Annotated in this window: 19 protein-coding genes and 1 pseudogene; 9 read left to right on the forward strand and 11 right to left on the reverse strand. The window is 64.6% G+C overall.

The window, feature by feature from the left end:
- The first annotated feature begins 382 nt into the window (after positions 1 to 382).
- Positions 383 to 517, forward strand: a complete 135-nt coding sequence (locus tag AB0N02_RS20325) for a hypothetical protein (protein WP_363948599.1) — start codon at positions 383 to 385, stop codon at positions 515 to 517.
- 458 nt (positions 518 to 975) lie between these two features.
- Here AB0N02_RS20325 and AB0N02_RS20330 read toward each other — a convergent pair whose 3' ends face one another.
- Positions 976 to 1,185, reverse strand: a complete 210-nt coding sequence (locus tag AB0N02_RS20330) for a hypothetical protein (protein ID WP_363948601.1) — start codon at positions 1,183 to 1,185, stop codon at positions 976 to 978.
- 830 nt (positions 1,186 to 2,015) lie between these two features.
- Between AB0N02_RS20330 and AB0N02_RS20335 the strand changes: the two genes are divergently transcribed.
- Positions 2,016 to 2,489, forward strand: coding sequence for a ricin-type beta-trefoil lectin domain protein (locus AB0N02_RS20335; protein WP_363948602.1), 474 nt, complete (start codon positions 2,016 to 2,018; stop codon positions 2,487 to 2,489).
- 154 nt (positions 2,490 to 2,643) lie between these two features.
- On the opposite strand, the gene AB0N02_RS20340 is transcribed toward AB0N02_RS20335, so the two are convergent.
- The 4 genes and pseudogenes from AB0N02_RS20340 to AB0N02_RS20355 all read right to left on the reverse strand — a co-directional run.
- The gene (locus tag AB0N02_RS20340; protein WP_363948604.1) at positions 2,644 to 3,243 is read right to left on the reverse strand and encodes a hypothetical protein; all 600 of its coding nucleotides are present in this window, start codon (positions 3,241 to 3,243) and stop codon (positions 2,644 to 2,646) included.
- A 14-nt stretch (positions 3,244 to 3,257) separates the two neighbouring features.
- A complete protein-coding gene (locus tag AB0N02_RS20345; protein WP_363948606.1) occupies positions 3,258 to 3,470 on the reverse strand; it encodes a hypothetical protein in 213 nt (70 codons plus the stop codon).
- Positions 3,463 to 3,744 (reverse strand): helix-turn-helix transcriptional regulator, encoded by a 282-nt coding sequence (locus AB0N02_RS20350; protein WP_363948608.1) that lies wholly within the window; start codon positions 3,742 to 3,744, stop codon positions 3,463 to 3,465. The genes AB0N02_RS20345 and AB0N02_RS20350 overlap by 8 nt, the downstream gene beginning before the upstream one ends.
- Before the next feature lie 86 nt (positions 3,745 to 3,830).
- Positions 3,831 to 4,072 (reverse strand): annotated as a pseudogene (locus AB0N02_RS20355) (helix-turn-helix domain-containing protein); the annotation flags it as partial.
- 318 nt (positions 4,073 to 4,390) lie between these two features.
- Here AB0N02_RS20355 and AB0N02_RS20360 point away from each other — a divergent pair.
- Complete coding sequence (locus AB0N02_RS20360) at positions 4,391 to 5,131, forward strand: HAD family phosphatase (protein ID WP_363948610.1); 741 nt, start codon at positions 4,391 to 4,393, stop codon at positions 5,129 to 5,131.
- A gap of 642 nt (positions 5,132 to 5,773) precedes the next feature.
- Here the strand turns inward: AB0N02_RS20360 and AB0N02_RS20365 are convergent.
- The gene (locus AB0N02_RS20365) at positions 5,774 to 6,067 is read right to left on the reverse strand and encodes a hypothetical protein (RefSeq protein ID WP_363948612.1); all 294 of its coding nucleotides are present in this window, start codon (positions 6,065 to 6,067) and stop codon (positions 5,774 to 5,776) included.
- A gap of 776 nt (positions 6,068 to 6,843) precedes the next feature.
- Here AB0N02_RS20365 and AB0N02_RS20370 point away from each other — a divergent pair.
- The 3 genes from AB0N02_RS20370 to AB0N02_RS20380 all read left to right on the forward strand — a co-directional run bounded on the left by AB0N02_RS20370 (position 6,844) and on the right by AB0N02_RS20380 (position 10,422).
- Entirely contained in the window at positions 6,844 to 7,029 is a 186-nt protein-coding gene (locus tag AB0N02_RS20370; protein ID WP_363948614.1) for a DUF6229 family protein, read from the forward strand.
- 10 nt (positions 7,030 to 7,039) lie between these two features.
- Positions 7,040 to 9,925, forward strand: a complete 2,886-nt coding sequence (locus AB0N02_RS20375) for a type 2 lanthipeptide synthetase LanM family protein (RefSeq protein ID WP_363948616.1) — start codon at positions 7,040 to 7,042, stop codon at positions 9,923 to 9,925.
- Between the two features lie 230 nt (positions 9,926 to 10,155).
- A complete protein-coding gene (locus tag AB0N02_RS20380) occupies positions 10,156 to 10,422 on the forward strand; it encodes a hypothetical protein (RefSeq protein ID WP_363948618.1) in 267 nt (88 codons plus the stop codon).
- An 827-nt stretch (positions 10,423 to 11,249) separates the two neighbouring features.
- On the opposite strand, the gene AB0N02_RS20385 is transcribed toward AB0N02_RS20380, so the two are convergent.
- The 5 genes from AB0N02_RS20385 to AB0N02_RS20405 all read right to left on the reverse strand — a co-directional run bounded on the left by AB0N02_RS20385 (position 11,250) and on the right by AB0N02_RS20405 (position 13,768).
- Positions 11,250 to 11,846, reverse strand: a complete 597-nt coding sequence (locus AB0N02_RS20385; protein WP_363948620.1) for a hypothetical protein — start codon at positions 11,844 to 11,846, stop codon at positions 11,250 to 11,252.
- Between the two features lie 145 nt (positions 11,847 to 11,991).
- Positions 11,992 to 12,693 (reverse strand): HNH endonuclease, encoded by a 702-nt coding sequence (locus AB0N02_RS20390; protein WP_363948622.1) that lies wholly within the window; start codon positions 12,691 to 12,693, stop codon positions 11,992 to 11,994.
- A gap of 177 nt (positions 12,694 to 12,870) precedes the next feature.
- Complete coding sequence (locus AB0N02_RS20395) at positions 12,871 to 13,077, reverse strand: restriction endonuclease (protein WP_363948624.1); 207 nt, start codon at positions 13,075 to 13,077, stop codon at positions 12,871 to 12,873.
- Positions 13,019 to 13,198 carry a hypothetical protein gene (locus AB0N02_RS20400; protein WP_363948626.1) on the reverse strand — a complete coding sequence of 60 codons (180 nt, stop codon included), beginning with the start codon at positions 13,196 to 13,198 and terminating at the stop codon, positions 13,019 to 13,021. The genes AB0N02_RS20395 and AB0N02_RS20400 overlap by 59 nt, the downstream gene beginning before the upstream one ends.
- 432 nt (positions 13,199 to 13,630) lie before the next feature.
- Positions 13,631 to 13,768 (reverse strand): helix-turn-helix transcriptional regulator, encoded by a 138-nt coding sequence (locus AB0N02_RS20405; protein ID WP_363948657.1) that lies wholly within the window; start codon positions 13,766 to 13,768, stop codon positions 13,631 to 13,633.
- 263 nt (positions 13,769 to 14,031) lie between these two features.
- On the opposite strand from AB0N02_RS20405, the gene AB0N02_RS20410 reads away from it, so the two are divergent.
- From AB0N02_RS20410 to AB0N02_RS20420, 3 genes are read left to right on the forward strand one after another with little or no spacing between them, the layout of a single operon-like run.
- The gene (locus tag AB0N02_RS20410; RefSeq protein WP_363948628.1) at positions 14,032 to 14,928 is read left to right on the forward strand and encodes a hypothetical protein; all 897 of its coding nucleotides are present in this window, start codon (positions 14,032 to 14,034) and stop codon (positions 14,926 to 14,928) included.
- Positions 14,907 to 15,503, forward strand: a complete 597-nt coding sequence (locus tag AB0N02_RS20415) for a hypothetical protein (RefSeq protein ID WP_363948630.1) — start codon at positions 14,907 to 14,909, stop codon at positions 15,501 to 15,503. Before AB0N02_RS20410 ends, AB0N02_RS20415 begins: the two co-directional genes overlap by 22 nt.
- Positions 15,496 to 18,108, forward strand: coding sequence for a hypothetical protein (locus AB0N02_RS20420; RefSeq protein ID WP_363948632.1), 2,613 nt, complete (start codon positions 15,496 to 15,498; stop codon positions 18,106 to 18,108). The genes AB0N02_RS20415 and AB0N02_RS20420 overlap by 8 nt, the downstream gene beginning before the upstream one ends.
- Positions 18,109 to 18,207: the final 99 nt, after the last annotated feature.

The raw sequence follows: 18,207 nt of genomic DNA on the forward strand, positions 1-18,207 counted from the left end.
GTCGTATGTGGGGGCCGGTCGTCCACGGCATCCGGTACGGCTGGAGATGGAGGAGGTCGACCATCTCCCGCACCTCCGCCGCGGTGAGCGGCGGGTGGAGCAGGGCGGCGGCGTCCTCCAAGCCCAGGCGTCCATGCCCTCATCATGGCGTAAGCGCCGATCACGCGCCTTCCGCGGTAGGTCCGCGCGGAGGTCCTTCAGCCGGTTCTTGCCGATCGTCGCGACCGGCGGACGCCCATCGTTATCCACACATCGCCGGTTCGCACACCTGACCTGACCCGCCCGGCGGCCGACCCGCAGCGAGAACGTCCGGCAGTACGGACAGGCCGGCGGCAACTCGCCAGCCGGGGCGCGCAGCGGCTCCCATCGCTCGGCCTCGCCGATGTCGCGCACCTCCTCGGCCCGGCGAATCCAGCCGAACAAGATGCGCGCCGTACGGCGGGCGGCCTCGGCGTACCAGGGCGCCGGGCGAGCCCGTCACCAGCAGAGAACAGGTAAGCCGGCCGACGCCCTGTGATACACAGTGAATCATTTCAAGGACCGCGACCCGGGAACGAGACCGCAGTTTCTCAACGGCAAGGACAAGGATGTAGAAACATTTTCCGTGGCCGGAGGTGCGGTTATCGACACGGTCCGGTTGTTCAAGCTGCTATCGAAAATGCAGGCTGGTGAGATATCCCAGGCGAAGGCACGGAAATGCACAAGGGAGGCATCGGGTCGATTTAGAGCCTAGGCTCAGAATCCGATGCCCACTTCTCACGCCCCCGGGCCGGTGACGGCGACGGACCGCGAGGTGCTCCAGGACCTCCGTGGCCGGCGTCCCACGTTCCGGATTCGGCCGGCCTCCCCGGACGTCTCGGCGGTTCTCCTCCTCGATGACGGTCTGGCACGGCTCGATCAGCGCGAGGTCGGACTCACAGCGGGCGATGACCTCGCGTGGCTGCCGGGCGACGACGTGGCGCGCGTCGACCTGCCTCATATCGGCGGCGACGTCGGGCCCGGCCGGCCGGTGATGCCGATGGCCCAGCCATGGCCGCGCTGGGTCTGCTCGCCGGGATAGGCCGGGTAGGGCAGGTGGTCATCATCTCCCTGGCCGTACATCTCCCAGTCGCCCTGGGTGGCGGCCTGCGCGGTGGCGAGCTCGGCTTCGATGTCCGCACGCAGCCATTCCTGCGGCTCCCTCACGGTCGCCACTCCTCTCGCCGGCCCGGACAGCCGCACCGACCGTACGCGAGCTGACGGACGGCGGCACAGGGCACCCCGCGCTGGTCGCCGCAGACCTGGCACACCGCGATCCCGATGATGCGCATCTCTTCGCCGATCGCGTTCCTCTCGGCCAGGGCTTGCTCATCAAGCGCCAGGGCACCGAATGGGACCCGGCGGCCGGTCCGAGTCGCCACCGCCACCAGCGCATGCCCCCGAGGCCGCCGAGATGGGACAGTAGTTCCTGGGCCGGTCGTGTCTTACTGGTACCTACGCCGACCGGGCCTATGACAGGCAGGCCATGGGGATCCGGACGCTTCATTGACGACATCAGAACGGTCAATGTCTTTTATCGTCCTGTGAGCGGCCATAAACAAGGCGACAGGCGATAATTGCGAACCGGCGACATCGCGCCCCCGTCCGGATCTTCCATTGCGGCCCTCCCGCACAAGCCGGCCCGCCCGCCACGCCCATCGCCTCGCCCTGACCTGATCAGGACATTACTCGCGACATTACTCCCCCTCACAGGTAGATTTCATGTACTCGCTCATGACCCGAACGATCTAAGAGAAGAAGCGCCGGATTGGTCCATCCGATGGCTTCATCCCACCTGGCCAGGAATGGAGGATGCAAATCCCGAGGATCCTCGTCACCAGTGGCGCGGATTGAACGCGTATCCCCATTCGTCCGGCCAGGTCGAAACGGATCATTCGACAGCCGAGCCGGTACAGCACACCCATCCGTGCGGACGCCGGCGGTCAGCGGGATTTCCGAGCATCTGGTGGTCAGTCCATCACATCAAGGAGAATGCCTTGAGTCCGTTCCAACGAGTCCGTCGCTACGTCGCCTGCTCGCTGGTGGCCATCCTCTTGTCCTTTGGGTTGTTGCCGGCCACACCGGCCGCGGCGGCGATCCCTCTTATCCGCAGCGAACTGAACGGTCTCTGCATCGACATCAAAGACTTCAGCCTCCCCCACGGCGCACCCCTGCAAACATGGGACTGCTGGGGCGGCGCCGGCCAACGCTGGTACTGGGACGGCCGCCTCCTGCGCAGCGAACTGAACGGCCTCTGCATCGACATCAAAGACGCCAACCCAGCCCGCGGCGCACTTCTGCAAACATGGGACTGCTGGGGCGGCGCCAGCCAACGCTGGTACTGGGACGGCCGCCTCCTACGCAGCGAACTGAACGGTCTCTGCATCGACATCAGAGACTTCAGACTGCCCCCCGGCGCACCCCTGCAAATGTGGGACTGCTGGGGCGGCGCCGGCCAACGCTGGTACTGATGGGCCACCGTCGACATGCGCGATTTTGAAGCAGAGGTTTACGGAGGCCACAACAACTGGGCCACCGGCATCCGCCGCTGACGATCAGACACATCGCTACCGACCAAGTAGGGCCGTCTCCAGACAAGGGACGGCCCTATTTTCACCCGTCATCTCAATGGATTACGGATAGGCATGGCGCTTGCATAACCCAACCAAGAAAACCCAAACCCAAAGCGTTGATCCGGGCGGTTCCGGCCTCCAGTGCCTGTAGCCGCCGCTCCATGTCGCCCAGCCGTTGCTCCTGAGCCTGTTTCTTCAGGAACTCCTGCCCCCACGGCGCCAGGTCCGGTCTGACCTCCCGGCCATCAAGGAGTCGCCGGGTGTCGGCCGCGGCATGCCGGAGGAACCCGGCGACGGCTGCCGCCTGCGCGGCGTCGGCAGCGTCCGCAGGACGTGGGGTGAACGAGGCGGGCGATCGAGGCGGGCGATCGAGGCGGGCGATCGAGGCGAGGGCCGCCACGGTGTTGGCGTCGGACCCGCCGCGCCGGGCACCGAGGTGCCCGGCGACCTCCCGGCGCAGGCTCGCCTCCAGACGGCGGACGCCCTCGTGGATGTCCATCAGAATCGGTCCGGCCTCGGCGCGCCAGGGCGCGGGCGAGCCGGTGACCTTGTGGTGGCTCATGGTGCCCGTGGTGGGATCGGCGACCGGCTCGGCCGGCAACTCCTCCAGGCGCTCCAGCAGCTCGGCGAGTTCGGTGACCAGCGCGGTCACCTCCTCAGCCGCGTTCACCCCAGCGCCCCCTCGTCCACCTGGAGCCCGCGGACGGCCCGTTGAAACGTCCGCATGGCCTCCAGGAACGCCACCTGTCCGGCAGGCAGGTCGGCCTCTTCGGCGGCCCGGCGCATCCGTTCCACATCCATGGCCATCACGACCTGGCGTGTGTAGGTGACCAGGACCGGCAGGGCCTGGTGGAGGTAAGCGGCATCACTGTCAGCCACGATTCTCCTTCCCTGCGTCCAGCCACCGCAGGATGGACAGGGCGCTGTCGATGTAGAAGCCCTCACTAGATTCAATTCGAGAGACAGGGGCCAAAGAGACACCGATCTGGTCGGCTGCTTTTCTCTGGCTCAGGTGGCGGGCACGGCGAGCCTCGCGCACCAGCAGCGGCAGCGAGGCTGGCACCTCGGCCACCTCGGCCACCTCGGTGTAGGAGGTCACCTCCTCGGCGACGCGCTCCAACTTGGCGAGGCGCCTCTCCGCCTGGTCGGCCATCGTCCGCAGGTCGGCCAGGAGGGCGCGGGCCAGGGCCAGCGCGCGCCGGCCAGCTCAGGCGGGACCGGGCCGCCGACGATCTCGGCAGCCCCGTCGAAACGGAAGCCGACACCACCCCGCACGGTGACGATGGAGGAAGGCCAGATGGCGTCATCGCCAAGCTTGCGGCGCACCCACGAGACGTGCATGTCCAGGGTCTTGGTGGAGCTCACCGCTCAACCCTCCACACCCCGCGCATGATCTGCTCGCGGGTGACCACCTTCCCGGCGTCACGAACCAGGATGCACAGCAGGTCAAACTCCTTGGCAGTCAGACGCAGTTCTTTGTCCCTGCCAAACTTGGCGGGCACGCACGTTGAGGCGCAGGCCAGCCATTCGTCTTCTCCTTCCACTTGTGGTTCACGTGTCCGAGCCACCAGGCGCGGCAGTCGGCGGCGGCACCGTGGCCACCCCGAGCCCCATCGCCGAAGGTGCACTTCAGGTAGCGGCTGTTGTGGTGGTCGAACACCTCGCGCCAGCGGCAGTTACCACAGCGGCGGCTCGTGATCATGCAAGCGGCGGCGCCGAACACCGTTCATCCGAACGTTTCCAAGATCGTACAGTCACACATACGATCGGCCACGACACCATGATCAGGAGGGTCCCGATTGACGAGCACGAGGGTACGCCCCCACGTCATCCGCGTCATGGAACACACCCGCGCCGTGCTGTTCCCCTTCGACGGCACGCTCTGCGACCTCTTCGCCGACGTGGACACCACCGCGATCGCCGAAAGGATCCGAGCCCGGCTTTTCGATCAGGGGCACCGAATGTCGCTCCTAACCTCTACTTCGACCGACCCGCTGGGGATGCTGGCATATGCCCACAACGTCAGCTGGGCCTACGGTACCGAAGCCGAGGAGATCGTCCGGGATGCGGAGATGGCTGCGGCCAAGACGGCCACACCTACGCCGGGGGCACATGAGGTACTGCGAGCCTGCCAGGTCGGCGGCAGGCCCGTCGCCGTGGTGGGAGACACCTGCCGTGCAGCCATGGAGTCCTACCTCGACGCGCACGGTCTGCGGCACCTGGTGGGGCCGATCATCGGACGCGAGCAGCGGCGGCCTTCCTCGCGAGAACCGGTCGGTACCGCCTTGATCCGGCAGGCGGTGAAGGCACTGGGTGCGAAACCATCCGACTGCGCGCTGGTCAGTCTGTCCCCTCAGGGCATGTTCGCGGCGAAAGACGCCGGAACCCAGGCGATCGGCGTGGTCAGCAAGCACGCCAAGCGCAAACGCCTCGCCGTCACCGACGGCTCGGTCGTCATCTCCTCACTGCCTCAGTTGGCGGACGCGCTCACGGCCGTCCCTGCCGCGGAGACCTTCGACGCACCACCCGATCAGCTCTGACCGCCGACGCATCCATGTGAGGTCCGGGCTGCCTCCACGACACCATACGTACACCCAGAGACATGGCAGGTTCGATGAGCCTGCTCGGCTCTGTCGCCGTCGACCAGTCGCCGTCTCCTGTTCGGCGATGCCAGCGATGCACCGGTCGAGCTCGAGAGATTCGGCTACCGATCTCATCCGGATGATGGCCTGCCGAACCACGACTGTCAGAAGGGAGGTCGAGGGTGACGGCTTACGGCGTTGCCGTATTTCGCTGCTGTACGGACATGAAAGAGGCCCTCCGGGATGATCCCGGAGGGCCTCTGACCTGCTGCGCGGCCGAGAGGACTCGAACCCCTAACCTTCTGATCCGTAGAGGAAGCCTCACAAACCAAGTCCGCGCCCTCTGACCAGAGGAAACGTAGCGATCAGCTCGCCGATAGCCCGGATTTCGGCACGTATTCGGCATGACGAAGCGCTGAGCGCACAGGATCACGGTTCAGAGGCCCTCTGACAAGAGCGTTTCGGAGCCTTACCAAATCACGTCGGCCCACCCGCGATCGCCCCTCAGCGAGCGCTACAGGCACACGAAATTCGATCAACTCAGCTCATCTACCTCTCGCCGTCGGCGGACACACGCGCATCCCCGCCGCAGAATCCACACTAACCGCCCCTACGGGTCTTGCCGTACATGTCGCCGAGACGGCCGAAGGTCACCACCAGGACGGCGGTGACCACCATGTAACTCATGATCAGCCACAGCAGCAGGCCCGTGTTGCCAGGTTGCAGCGGATCGACGCCGATGCCGCGGAAGATGTCGGGAAGCGCGATCAGCATGATCGAGATGTTGATCGAGACGATCAACACACCCAGGGTGGTGTTCGACAGGACGATCCACTTGTAGTGAGGCCCCGGCGTGGCCACGGAGGCGGGCGATCGAGCGGCGCTCGTTCCCACGGGACATCTCCCATCGGAAAAATAGTTGCCTTACATCAACTTAGTTAGTTCGGCTTGTCCGGTACGTCCAGTGACCGCCTGATGGCTGTCCGTGAGCGTTCGCCGGGTGCCGCACCGTACGACGGGCCTGGACTCGCCGCGCCGCCTCCCGCCGACGCGAAGCCGATGGGAGAGCCCCGAGCGGGCGGGGAGAGGGCGATCCGGCGAACATGAGTGAACGGCCGCACAGCGCCCCAAGTGGTGGATCATGTGCTGCGCGTGGAGGGAGGGGTGCTCGGGCCGGGGCGGCGCGCCGCCGGATGGCTCTATTCATAAATCGCAATAATTGTCGCCCGCAATATATGGAGAATCTCCGGTACATTGGCGGGAAATGTCGCCGAACGGCCCGTGGTCGGGGCTGTTCGCCGCCGTCTGCCGCACTCCCGAACAGCGGAAACCTTCTCGCGGCCTCCCCTTCCGTATGAAAGCGGTTCGCTGGGTCGTCCCGCACATGAGCGCCGTCGCCGAGGTGGTGGTCATGGCCCGTTGCGGGACGAAACCCCTGACGTGCGCTGTCGTCCTCTTGGTGGGTGTGGGCCGGTGGTGTAGAGGGTGGCCGGTCTCGCTCGCGCGTTCCGGACATCCCGTCGGCGTCTGGGCAAGCTCCGTCACAGTCAACGGCAGCTTTCGCCATTTCTGCTGAATGCCGACAAGTCTATATTTCGCCCGCTATGTATTGATTTTTTCGATCGGCTGACTAACGCTGATCGGGACGCCTGGTCATGGAGGGAGTAAGAATGCCTATCACCCTGGAACGCTCTGAGGAAATCGTCTCCGCGTGGCGCAGCGGAGCCGACGTCGAGGGCTGGGACAACCCGGCCGGCCCGCTGTTCATCGGTGACTACGCCGAGTCGGAGATCACGCTGACGGCCCTGGACACCCGGCTGGCGAGCTCGTGCACCTGCAGCCGCTTCTGCTGCTGATCAAGGAAGGATGATCCGAATGGCCGGGGACTTCGACCCGTCGCTGGACTTTTTGACCGCACCGGCGCTGGCCGGGCTGTCCGCCACACTGGGATCGATCCCCGGCCTCACGGAGGCGGAGGCCCGGCTGATATGCCAGAGAACCGCCGAAGCGCTGGAGGAGACCGTCCGCCTCAAGGTCAACAGGGTCCTGCTGCTGGAACTCAACGCCGCCAGGATCAGCGGAAGACTGACAGCCGAGACGCCGCAGCTGCGGTGGCAGGAGTGGAAGGCGACGGCCGCGACGCCCGAGTTCTGGCTGTCCCTGACCGGGCACTACCCCACGATGCTGTCCCGGCTCGGCACGATCATCGACAACAGGTGCGCCGCGGCCGTGGAACTGGCCCGCAGGTTCGCCGCCGACCGCGCGGCGCTCACCGCACTGCCCGGCGGTCTCCGAGGCGAGCTGGTCGGAGTCGACTTCGGAACGGGAGACAGCCATCGCGGAGGGCACAGCGTCGCCGTTCTGCACGGCTCGCAGGGCAAGGTGGTCTACAAGCCCCGGTCCCTCGCCGTGGACGAGGCGCTGGCGCGGCTGATCGACCGCCTGGCACCCCAGCTGCCCGCCGGCAGCCGCATCCGCGTACCCGACGTGCTGATTCGCCAGGGGTACGGCTGGGCGGAGCACATCCAGCACCGCTACTGCGCCGACGAGACGGAGCTGCGGTCCTTCTACCGCGGTGTCGGGCACTGGCTGGCGCTGATGCGGCTGATCGGCGGCAGCGACCTGCACATGGAGAACCTCATCGCGGCCGGTCCCGCGCCCGTCGTCGTCGACTGCGAGACGCTGTTCACCCCGCACGTCCCGGCCAAACCGTCCGGATACGGCGACGCCGTCGACCAGGCGACCGACCTGCTCAGCGGATCGGTGCTGCGCACTGGACTCCTTCCCGGACGCGGCGTCTCGCTCGCCTGGCGCGGCGTCGACATGTCCGCCGTCGGAGGCCTGCCTGGCCAGCAGCCGTACACGCAGGTGCCGGTCGTCGTCGACGCGGGCACGGACATGGCGAGATTGGGGATGGAACGGGTCGAGCTGGGAGCGGTGAGCAACCACCCGAGCCCCGATCCGATCCTCGTCCACTACTGGGACCTGGTGCTGTCCGGATTCACCGAGCTGGTCGAGCACCTCGACATGCTGGATCGGCGGGATGAGCTCGCCGGGCTGCTCACGGACTTCGCCGACCGTCCGATCCGGGTCGTGCTCCGCGCCACCGAGGCGTACGCCGAGCTGGCCCGCATGTTGTGGCACCCGGCCTCACTGCACGACGAGCCGACCGCGATGGGCAGGGCGGCGGGGTTGCTGGCCCAGCATGCCGAGAACCTGCCCGGCGCGCCATCGGACCCCGAGGTGATCGACGCCGAGGTGGCCGAGTTGCTGGTCGGCGATGTCCCCTTCTTCGCCACGACCCCTGCTCGTGGCCGTCTGGACGGCCCCGGCGGAACCTCGTACGGAGACGAGCAGGACCTCATCGCGGACGCGCTGCGGCGCTGGCACGACCGCGACGCGGCCCTGGACCGCGAGGTGATCCGGTCCGCTCTGGTCAGCGCCTACCTCAATGAAGGGTGGATGCCTGCCAACAAGCGTATGACCGTACCTCTCATCCGGCACCAGGACCTCGAGCGGCGCCGGCGCCGGATCGCGGCCGGGATCGCCCGCAGCATGCTTGACACGGCGGTCCGGGGCGACGACGGCACCGCCACCTGGACCGCGCCGGTGCTCACCTCCGACGGCTGGTTCGTACAGTCGCTGTCTCCCGACGTGTACGGCGGGGCGTACGGGGTCGCCATCACTCTGGCCGCCTACGTGAGTGAGACCGGGCAGGGCAGGGCCGACGAGGTGCCGGGGCTGGACGGGCTGCTCGCCGATCTCCTCCATACGATCAGGCTGGCCGAGGAGCGCGACGCGGAGGTACGCCGCACCGGGCCGCGGCGCCGCCCCGCCACCCCAGGCGGCTATGTCGGCATCGGCTCGCAAATCTGGAGCTGGCTGCTGCTGCGCAGGCTGGGCACCGTCGGCTCGGAGGAGGCGGTCGCCCGGGCCGGCGCCCTGGCGGGGCAACTGCCCGAGGCGGTGGCCGCCGACGGGGTGTACGACCTGCTCACCGGCATGGCAGGCGCCATCGTGCCGTTGCTCCGCCTGTCGGAACAGACCGGTGACCAGCAGTGGTCCACGCAGGCCGACCGCATCGGGGAGCGCCTGCTCTCACTGGCCCACATCGACGACCGGGGAGCACGCTGGCCCAGCACCGCGTTCCCACAAGGGTTAGGCGGGGTCTCACACGGCGCCACCGGGATCGCCTGGGCGCTGGCCCGGCTCGCCGACAGCGCCACGGCCGGCGCTGCGGACTTCCGCGCCCTGGCAGACAGGGCCTTTCTGTACGAGGAGTCACTGTACGACCCGGCGGAGAAGGGCTGGCGTGACCTGCGCGAAGTGGACGACCTTCGCGTGACCTCCAGCGCATGGTGCCACGGAGCCGCCGGCATCGGCCTCGTCGCGGCCGACCGGCTGGCCCGCGAAGGTGACCCGCGCTGGGCGGACGTGCTGCGCCGGGCCGCCGCGTCGTCCTGGTCGAGGGGCATCGGCTGGAACCACACGCTCTGCCACGGAGACCTCGGCAACTGGGAAATCGTGCGCCACGCGATCGATGTGGGTGTCGGGCCCGAAGAGCTGACTCCGGAGTACCTCGCCGCGTACATGATCGGCAGCATGGACGAGCACGGCCCGGTGAGTGGCCTTTCACGTGACGCCTTCAGCCCAGGTCTGATGCCGGGAGTGGGCGGCATGCTCTACCAACTACTACGCCTGCACCCCGACACCTCCCTCCCCTCCATCCTGCTCCCTGACCCGGAGAACTGACCGCCCCGTCTCCGCTCCTGCCCGCCCCGGTTCTTCTTGCCGCGGTGCGCTCCTTTTGCCCTGCCCGGTGACCGGAGAACTGGTGAGGGCCAAGCACAGGTGAGCGGAACGCCGACAGAGCAAGAGCCAAGAAGCCGTGCGCCTCCGAACTCGTCACCATCCTCCGCGAGCGCCTCAAGACCTTCGGCGCCGGTCCGGACGGGCGGGTCTTCTACGGCGCTCACGGTGGCGTGCTCGCCACCAGCACCATTCAGCGGATCTGGGACAAGGCCCGCCGCGCCGCCCTCAGTCCGGAGGAGTACGGCTCACCGCTGGCGAAGCGCGTCTACGACTTCCGTCATGCGTGCCTATCCACCTGGCTCAACGCTGGCATCTCGCCGAAGCAGGTGGCCGAGTGGGCAGGCAACAGCGTGGAAGTGCTCTTGCGCACCTACGCCAAGTGCCTCGTGGGCCAGGACGAGGTCTCCATGCGCCGGATCAGCGAAGTTCTGGGCTGAACCTTCGGCACGTATTCGGCACGATCAACCGGAGACAGCCGGACACCAACAGCTGATCCAGAGCACGAAAAAGCCCAGCTCACCGGCTGATGACCCGGGCTTTCGCCTGGCGCGGCCGAGAGGACTCGAACCCCTAACCTTCTGATCCGTAGGGAAGGGCAAGATCCTGGTCGGAGGGCTTCCGCGCTGGTCAGGTGGTAGATGCGGCGCGATGAGATGTAGTCCCGTAAGACGGTGTTGCTGTACAGCGCTGCTGTACAGCACTCCCCAAGCTGCGCGCGGCCTCTCGGTCAACGTTCGCCACACAGGACCTCTATGGCCCGAAGTACGTCCGTAACGACGTGGTCCGCCTTGTGTTCCTGGTTCGGCCGCGTTCCCCGGTCGCCTCAGAGGAGCTGGCCAATCGAGCCGTTGGCCAAGCCCGGCATATGTGCCGATCGCTATGGCTTCGAAAGCTCGTAGCCTACTCATCAAAATGCCCAGCTCGACTCAAGAGAATGTTAATCCATAGCTGCGCTCTATAATTTGCATCATTGCTGCTGGCGAAGGCTATCAGGCACATCGCCTATCCTTGCCAAACCAGCATGGCTCGCTCGGAAGCTATGAACTCGGCCCGTCGCTCTTCCGTTCTCGTCAGAAGGACCACATCTAGCTCATATGGAAAATCCGAATTCTGTAGACATCTCCTGAGCGCCAGCACGCGCTCCAAGTCACCTTCATCATAGATGATTATGAGATCGACGTCTTGAACTGGAGCCCCTCCCCGTTTGCCACTGAGCGCAGATCCAAACAGATACCAGCTTGTTCTAGCAGCGTCGGGGAAAAAGTCACCAGCCAGCCTCCGGATCTCCATAACTAATGAAGCTATCCCCAGCATAGTTGAGCGCACCCAGAAACTCCTTTAGTTCGAAAAGCCCGATGCCATATTCTTTCGCCTTACCCTTCGCCTCCTTAGTGTAGTAATTCCACAGGCTGAGATTGACTATAGCATCAATATTGGGAAATTCTTCAAGAATTTCCCTAAGGTCAGCTATCCCTAGGATATAGATCTCAGTAAAGGCCACTCGCACTGTGGAGAGATTCTTGCGATGCACTCGCAACTCATAAAGGGCAACATCTTCAACGCGCACCACTTTACTATGCCGTGAAATACTCTGCCTGGCCACACGCATTGCGGTTCGCTCATAGACAGGAAACTCTTCATCATCGCGTTCGAGAGCACCCAAGAGCTGCCTGTAGTTAAATAGGGATACGCCTTGACTGTTAGCATACTCCTTGGCTTCAGAAGTATATCTACCCCATTTTCCAGTGTTGACAATGGCGTCTAAACCTTGATTGCTTGCGATTATAGCTTGGACATGGACGGCCTCTAGCATTGGTTTCGATGTGACAAAAATGGATATAGAGGGGAGTTCTTGCTCCACTAGGAACATTGGATGAAAATTCGTTCGGCGCTCAATGAACAGCCTCTGCGGGGAGACTTCGGAGGCATTAGAGACCGCACTATGTTTCTCGAGTGCACGCCGAACATAGTCCGTCATGCGAAGTGTTTTTTTATTCATAAGAAGCCTACCTTAGAATGTCATCCATACTATCAGGGTAGCGCTGACTTCCAACTTCGATATGTCCGTGAACATGCCGAGCTTCGAAGTCGTTCACATGAACTCTAAAAAGCGCTAGTATCTCCAACTCGCCTTTCGTTAGAAGATGAGTATTTGCATCCAGTAATCCGATAATCTGTCGATTTACGGGAATGATATGCTCCAAGACCTGTCGCCGCCAATCACGAATTCCTTCACTCTCCGGATCCTCCGAAAGCTTGGAGTAAGGTCCGTAATTATCAAAAATCTGACGATTTCCGCTCGCTAATTTCGTGAATGCACTGCGAGCCTCTTCTCGCGATGAATATCTTGCGACATTGAACAAGGATTGACGACGCCGCTCGTGATCAATCTTCCATTTCTCCAACATCTCGACAGGAAACTCGTCCGCAGCTTTGTCAATAAGCGTGTGACACGCTGGACACAAAAGAATTAGATTTGAAGAATCAGCTCTCTCGGGCTTACTTAGAGCACTATCACCTCGGGGCCCATCGATCTCCGCCGCTACAATATGAGCCATCTCGGCAAAGCTAATGATCTTCTCTCCTACCGGAACAAACAGCTCTCGGCAACAATCAGGTTTCTGACAATATCCAGAGGCACGCGAGAACAGTTCTCGCTCGACAGGCTTCGTTATCGATGCTCTACCATTGGAACAGCGAGTGCTCATTTATAACATCTCCCCATGACGTACGACCCGAAAATCGATCTCTATAATACTCTCTGTTTAGGTTAGGGAAGCATGCCTCAACAAGATTGTTATGCCAGGCTAGAGTCCAGTTAAGGAGAGCGGCGGCCCCATCCTGAAGCTGAGACCGCGCACACCAGGACATCATTTTTGCTTATCCTACGACTTCATACGGAGATCCAGCTGTAGGTGCTCAGCCATGAGATCCCGCAAGGCAGCTCCATCGATGAGTTCGAGATGTCCGTAATGAACGGCAAGCTCAAGGCTAGTCTTCCCAAAATAGAAGCTTGTCACGAGGAATGCCCTTTTAGCTTTGTGTTCTTTGGCGGCCCCGAGGAGTGACCGAACATCCTGGAGTCCAACCATCCTCTGATACTTCTTGACCTGTAACGACAACGCGCCGACCACGAGCCGGGCGAGGATCACGAGCGAGGATGTCTACTCCAAGATCACCACGTCCTCCGACAACTTCTGACTTGTAGTCCATTGCAGCGAATAGCTGACCGATCAGAAGCTCGAACTCAGTCGGATTTAGGCGATCAAGGTTGACCAATTGCACCAGCTTGTGAGCGGAGGCCTCGGCGAGCGCCTTCTTCAGGCTGAAAGACCCGAAAAGGGTGATGAACCCGAAGCGGATCCGGTTAAGCTTCCCGCCCGGAAGAGCAGTCAGCTCCGCAAGCCACTCCTCTTGGTATCACGCACGCGATTGAACTGGGGGCGTCGGGTGGCGCGAGCGATGAGACACCGTGCGCCCCATGGCATCCAGTCGGCGAACTCGTCCACGAGCAAGGGGAGGACAACAGCAGTCACCCCGAATAACAGTAAGGCAACGAATTCATTCACGGAGTCACCGCTCCCGGGCTTCCATTGCCGAAGAGCCGCCCTCTCGGAGCCAGACGCTCAAAGGTCTCTGTGAAATTTAACAGGCCTGAGCCGCACCGTCTCGCGTCAGGCAGTAGTAGCGGCACCGGGGATGCCCCTCCGTCTTTTGATCGATCACTTCCCAATGGCTATCGACCCAGCCCGATTGCTCCAAGCGAGCCAAAATTGGATACAGACTGTCGCTACGTGGTTATGTAAGGCGGCGTTGCTGTAAACCACTTCCGTGGACACGATCTCCACCAGGCTCTCGGTGTTCTCCACAAGCAGGTTCTTTCGGTACGCGAAGGCGTGCATCCCGCTGGCTTTCCCACTCATCAGCGGCTCGGCGCATTTCGCGCCATACTCTCTGAGCAACAGTCTTCTTACCATCTGCTGCCATCAAGCGGACGTACTCGATAGTGTCGGCGTCTCACAGCATCGAAGATCCGGGAGGCCTCGATGTATATGACGCAGGGCCCCGCATGGAGCACCAGCGGGCTCGACGTCGCCGCAGGTAGGTATCCGCTGTCGGTTGAGCGGCACATCATGCGAATGGCCGGCCTGCTGGTGCCGGGTGTGACAACGGTGACGCCGCACGCCCGCTACTACAGCCTGCACGCCCTTGTCGCCATCGAGGCGGAGCGCCGCGGGCTGTCCCTCCAGCAGGCACAAGACCTGCTGCGCCGTTGTGAGGTGGCCATGGCGGCGGTGTCGTACGCACACGATCACGCTGAGATCGGGTTGCCACGGGCACACGGCCTCGACGCCCTCGCGGCTCGGCTGCAAAGCGGCGAGGTAGTCATGGCCGAGGCTGCGCAGCCGGTGAAGGGTGGCTACGTGCGCAACGTGTGGGGCTTCTGGAATCCGTACGCGGCTTCGGAGATCTCCCTCGGAATCCTCACATCCGCGATCATGCCAACCCCAGGTCCCGCCTGCGCGGCCGATCAGGTGATCGCCGGGCTCGACGGCATCCTTGAGCTGGCGGTCCGCCCGCGCCTCACCGTGGACGAACTGCGCGGCCACTCGCACCTATGTGTGTGCGCCGGCGGCGGAGCGGCCGACGGGACGTGGCTGGCGAGCCTGCTGTGCCTGCCCGGTGAGCAGCCCGCCGAAGCCGCAGGGTTCGTTAGACGGGACACGATCCGGCTGCTCGCGCGGGTGATGGGGACTCACGAGATCGGCGATGTGACCAACGATGTCAGACCGGTGATCGCGTACGGCGACTTCCTGACGAGCGACCCCGTAGCCGCCTCGTTGGATACGGCGCCGGTCTGGCGTGGGGTGTGTTACGCAACTACGCGGTCGGCGCCTGGCGACGCCTGTGGTCGTGGCTCGTGTCAGAGGTCGTCGGCCTGATGTCCGTCGAGGACTTGGCCGAACGGTTCGCCGATAGCATGCCGGACGGGACTCTGGCCGCGTTCATGGCGGGGCTGCCCGCCACCGTCACCTCGACCTCCGCCCCTGCTCCGGCCGAGGAGCAGCTGCGGGCAGGCGACCTGCCCATCCCGGTACGCGAGCTTGCAGTACTGATCGTCAGTACTCGACGGGTGGTGGAGCTGTCCGACCGGGTACGCGACGCTTTCCTCGGGCAACGCGGTGTGGAACTCGGCCCCGAGTGGATGGCTTGGCGACTGGCCGAGTCACGGTCCGGCTCGATGCGGGATTTCGCCCGCCGGCTCACCGATGACTTGCTGACCCGCGGTCGGCGCGTGGCATTGTCGAAGGCCCGCCGACGACCGGACGGAACGTTGTGGTTACCCACTCGGCTGCACGAACGTGACGGGTTGCTCCATCAGACCAGCCAGGAAGGGAGTGGTGACGTGGGTCTGAGGCTGGCACAGCTCACCTCCGTGCTGGCCGGTGCCGGAGTGCTCGAACTGGTCGGCGGGACCTGGCGGGTGACCGGTGCCGGGCAGGTGCTCCTTGACTGAGCCACTGGCGGACCTTAAACTCGCCTCCCCGCTGACGTTGCTGATAGAGGAGGAACGGCACGGCGACCGGCAGGCCGAGGAGGCCCTGTTCCTCAGCTTCACCACCGATCTCGGCTTCTTTGAGACGGTGGTGCTAGGGGTCGCTCAGGCGTGTGGGGCACGGGTGACCCTGGTTGGCGATGCCGCGATGAGCGTGGTCGACCCGCGGGCCGTACGCCGCGCCGGGCGCACCTACCTACCCGGTCAGGCCGTGTGCGGCGGAGCCTTCCACCCCAAACTGGTGGTGCTGGTGGGCGCCCAGCGGGCCACCGTCGCCATCGGATCCGGGAATGTCACGCTCGCTGGCTGGCAGGCCAACGCGGAACTGTGGACCGTGCTGCGAGCCGACCAAGACCACGTCCCCGATCTGTTCGGTGAGCTTGCGTCGTGGTTGTCCGGACTGCCGGATCGGGTCCGGTTCTCCGCGGGCGTACCGGAGGCGCTGCGCCGGGTCGCCAACGGTCTTGCGGCGTTGCGGGAGCAGGCCGAGCCCATGTACCCGGAACTTCGGTTGGTGTCGTCCAGCGAGCAGCCCATCATGAACCAGCTCCCCACTGGCCCGGTCGAAGAACTCGCGGTGTGCGCGCCGTTCCACGATCCCGGCGCCGTCACTCTGCGCCGATTGGTCGAGCGCATGAGGCCGCAACGGCTGGTCGTCAGCTTCCAGCCTGGCTTCACCGAGCTTGACGGCCAGGCACTCACCGATCTCGCCACCCAACTCGGCGCAGACGTCCGCCTCGACGACGAACCCCGCTACCGACACGGCAAGCTCATCGAGTGGGTCATCAAAGGCCGCCGATACGCGCTCACCGGCAGCCCCAACCTTTCGGCTGCCGCGCTGTCCACCTCCTTGGAGAACGGCGGCAACTGTGAGCTCGGCATCATCACGCCGATCGACGCCTCACGCATGCCTGAGGGCGTCCCCGTATCCACTGCTGACCTGCGCCCGCTGAAGTTCTCGATCCGCTCGCGGGCCGAGAGGAAAGGGCCGCTCCTGCTCGGAGCTACCCGGGTTGAGCAGGGCCTACATGTCATGTTCGCGCGCACGCTGCGCACCGGTGGATACCTGGAGCTGTCCGCCGCCGCAGCCCCGCCCGAGACATGGGAACGCATCGGTGAGGTGTCCGCCGACATCGCCGAAGTGTTGCTGCCCCTGCTCGCAGACGGCGGCAGTCGACTCCGCCTCGTTACCACCGTGGACGGCGAGGTATGCCGCAGCAATGTCGTCCCCGTCGTCGACCCCTCCCACGCGCAGAACCGGCACGGCCTCACCGGCACCTCCGCGCCGGCGGTTCGGCCCAACCAGTTTTTCGCCGATCCGCATTTGGCGGACAAGTTCCTCACCGACCTCAGTGCCCTCGCCGCCACGCTGACCCGGCCTCCCACCCCGGCAGCGTCAGCCGAAACAGCGCGCGTCGAGGTCGTCTCCGATCGAACCAGTAGCGGGGCGGCCTACCTGGACGAATGCGCTGGACGACTCGGAACGCCGCTGCTGCGCTTCGCCCTCGGCCTGTCTTCCCTCCCAGCCGAGCAGGAAAGCGCCTACGAGGAATTGCTGCCGGTGTCTTGGGACGAGCACTTCGCAGATGACGCCGACGCCGGGCTCGACAGTGACGATCCGGAGACCGTGGCCGACCAGCCCGCGGCCATCGCAGCCCTTCCTGACCTGCGTACCAGCGATGTCGGTTTACGCCGCCGCTACCAGCGATGGGCCGAGCGGCTGACCCGGGTTGCGCCGACATTGGAGTTTCCAGAGCGGATGCTCGTCACCAGGCTCTTGCTCTGGACAGCTGCGGCGGGCGCCTGGGACCGCGACGACCGCGCCTGGCTCAATCTCCTTGCCGACGCCGTATGCGAATTGGGCGTCGGCACGCCACCCGCCGAAGTGGAATCACAGCTGGGCAGCTTGGCGGCGGTCGGTCTCGCGGTGCTTCGCGCCCACGCGCCCCGCCACGTCAGCACCCCTGCCACGGTCGCCTTCACCCAGGCCATCACCGTCGTGGACCACCTCCTCCCCGCCGCCGAACCTGAGTACGTCGAGCAGTACAGCGAACTACTGCGGGACGCGTTCGGCCCGGCGCTGAGCCCGGACGCGGTCCAAAGGCTCGCAGCCGAGATAGTCCAGGCAGACCCTCTCGCCGACGCTGTGCACACGCTCGCGGAACAGGGCCACGACGTGCATCGGCACGCAGAACGTCTACTGCACGTCACCGGCACCTTCAGCAACGCACAACTCGTCGCCCTCCAGGCCGTTGCGGCCGCTCAGGCTTCCGGTCTCGTCGGCGCCTGGGCCACGTCCTCCAACGGCACTTGGGCACTCGTCGTTTGGCGCCGACCGGATCTCTTCACCATCAACGCCGGTCCGCGCGTCCTGTGGCGTCACTACCGGCTCACCGGTCTTCTCGATCCACGCAGCCTCGCCGCCCAGCGTAGCTTCGATGGCGCTCGGCCAGTCCGGCACGGTCCGTTCATTGAGCCGTTTCCCGAGGCGCTCGCAGTGCTCGCGGACCTGGACCTGCCTCCGATCCCCCAACCTCCTCTCGATTGCACTTCTTGGTCGGACTGAGCGCTGCGCGACGAAGATGTCGTGCTTGGTAGATGAATCACCGCCGACGTTAATCGTTCGCTGCTGCCGTACGACGCACTGACCGCCTATTGCGCCGTC

This window comes from Streptosporangium sp. NPDC051022 (genome assembly GCF_040683035.1).
Lineage (GTDB): Bacteria > Actinomycetota > Actinomycetes > Streptosporangiales > Streptosporangiaceae > Streptosporangium.

Excerpts from the sequence above, each read along its gene's own strand:
- AB0N02_RS20390 (WP_363948622.1), bottom strand. The coding sequence starts at position 12,693 with ATGAGCACTCGCTGTTCCAATGGTAGAGCATCGATAACGAAGCCTGTC.
- AB0N02_RS20370 (WP_363948614.1), top strand. The coding sequence starts at position 6,844 with ATGCCTATCACCCTGGAACGCTCTGAGGAAATCGTCTCCGCGTGGCGC.
- AB0N02_RS20350 (WP_363948608.1), bottom strand. The coding sequence starts at position 3,744 with ATGGCCGACCAGGCGGAGAGGCGCCTCGCCAAGTTGGAGCGCGTCGCC.
- AB0N02_RS20395 (WP_363948624.1), bottom strand. The coding sequence starts at position 13,077 with ATGGTTGGACTCCAGGATGTTCGGTCACTCCTCGGGGCCGCCAAAGAA.
- AB0N02_RS20325 (WP_363948599.1), top strand. The coding sequence starts at position 383 with ATGTCGCGCACCTCCTCGGCCCGGCGAATCCAGCCGAACAAGATGCGC.
- AB0N02_RS20400 (WP_363948626.1), bottom strand. The coding sequence starts at position 13,198 with ATGGACTACAAGTCAGAAGTTGTCGGAGGACGTGGTGATCTTGGAGTA.
- AB0N02_RS20410 (WP_363948628.1), top strand. The coding sequence starts at position 14,032 with ATGTATATGACGCAGGGCCCCGCATGGAGCACCAGCGGGCTCGACGTC.
- AB0N02_RS20375 (WP_363948616.1), top strand. The coding sequence starts at position 7,040 with ATGATCCGAATGGCCGGGGACTTCGACCCGTCGCTGGACTTTTTGACC.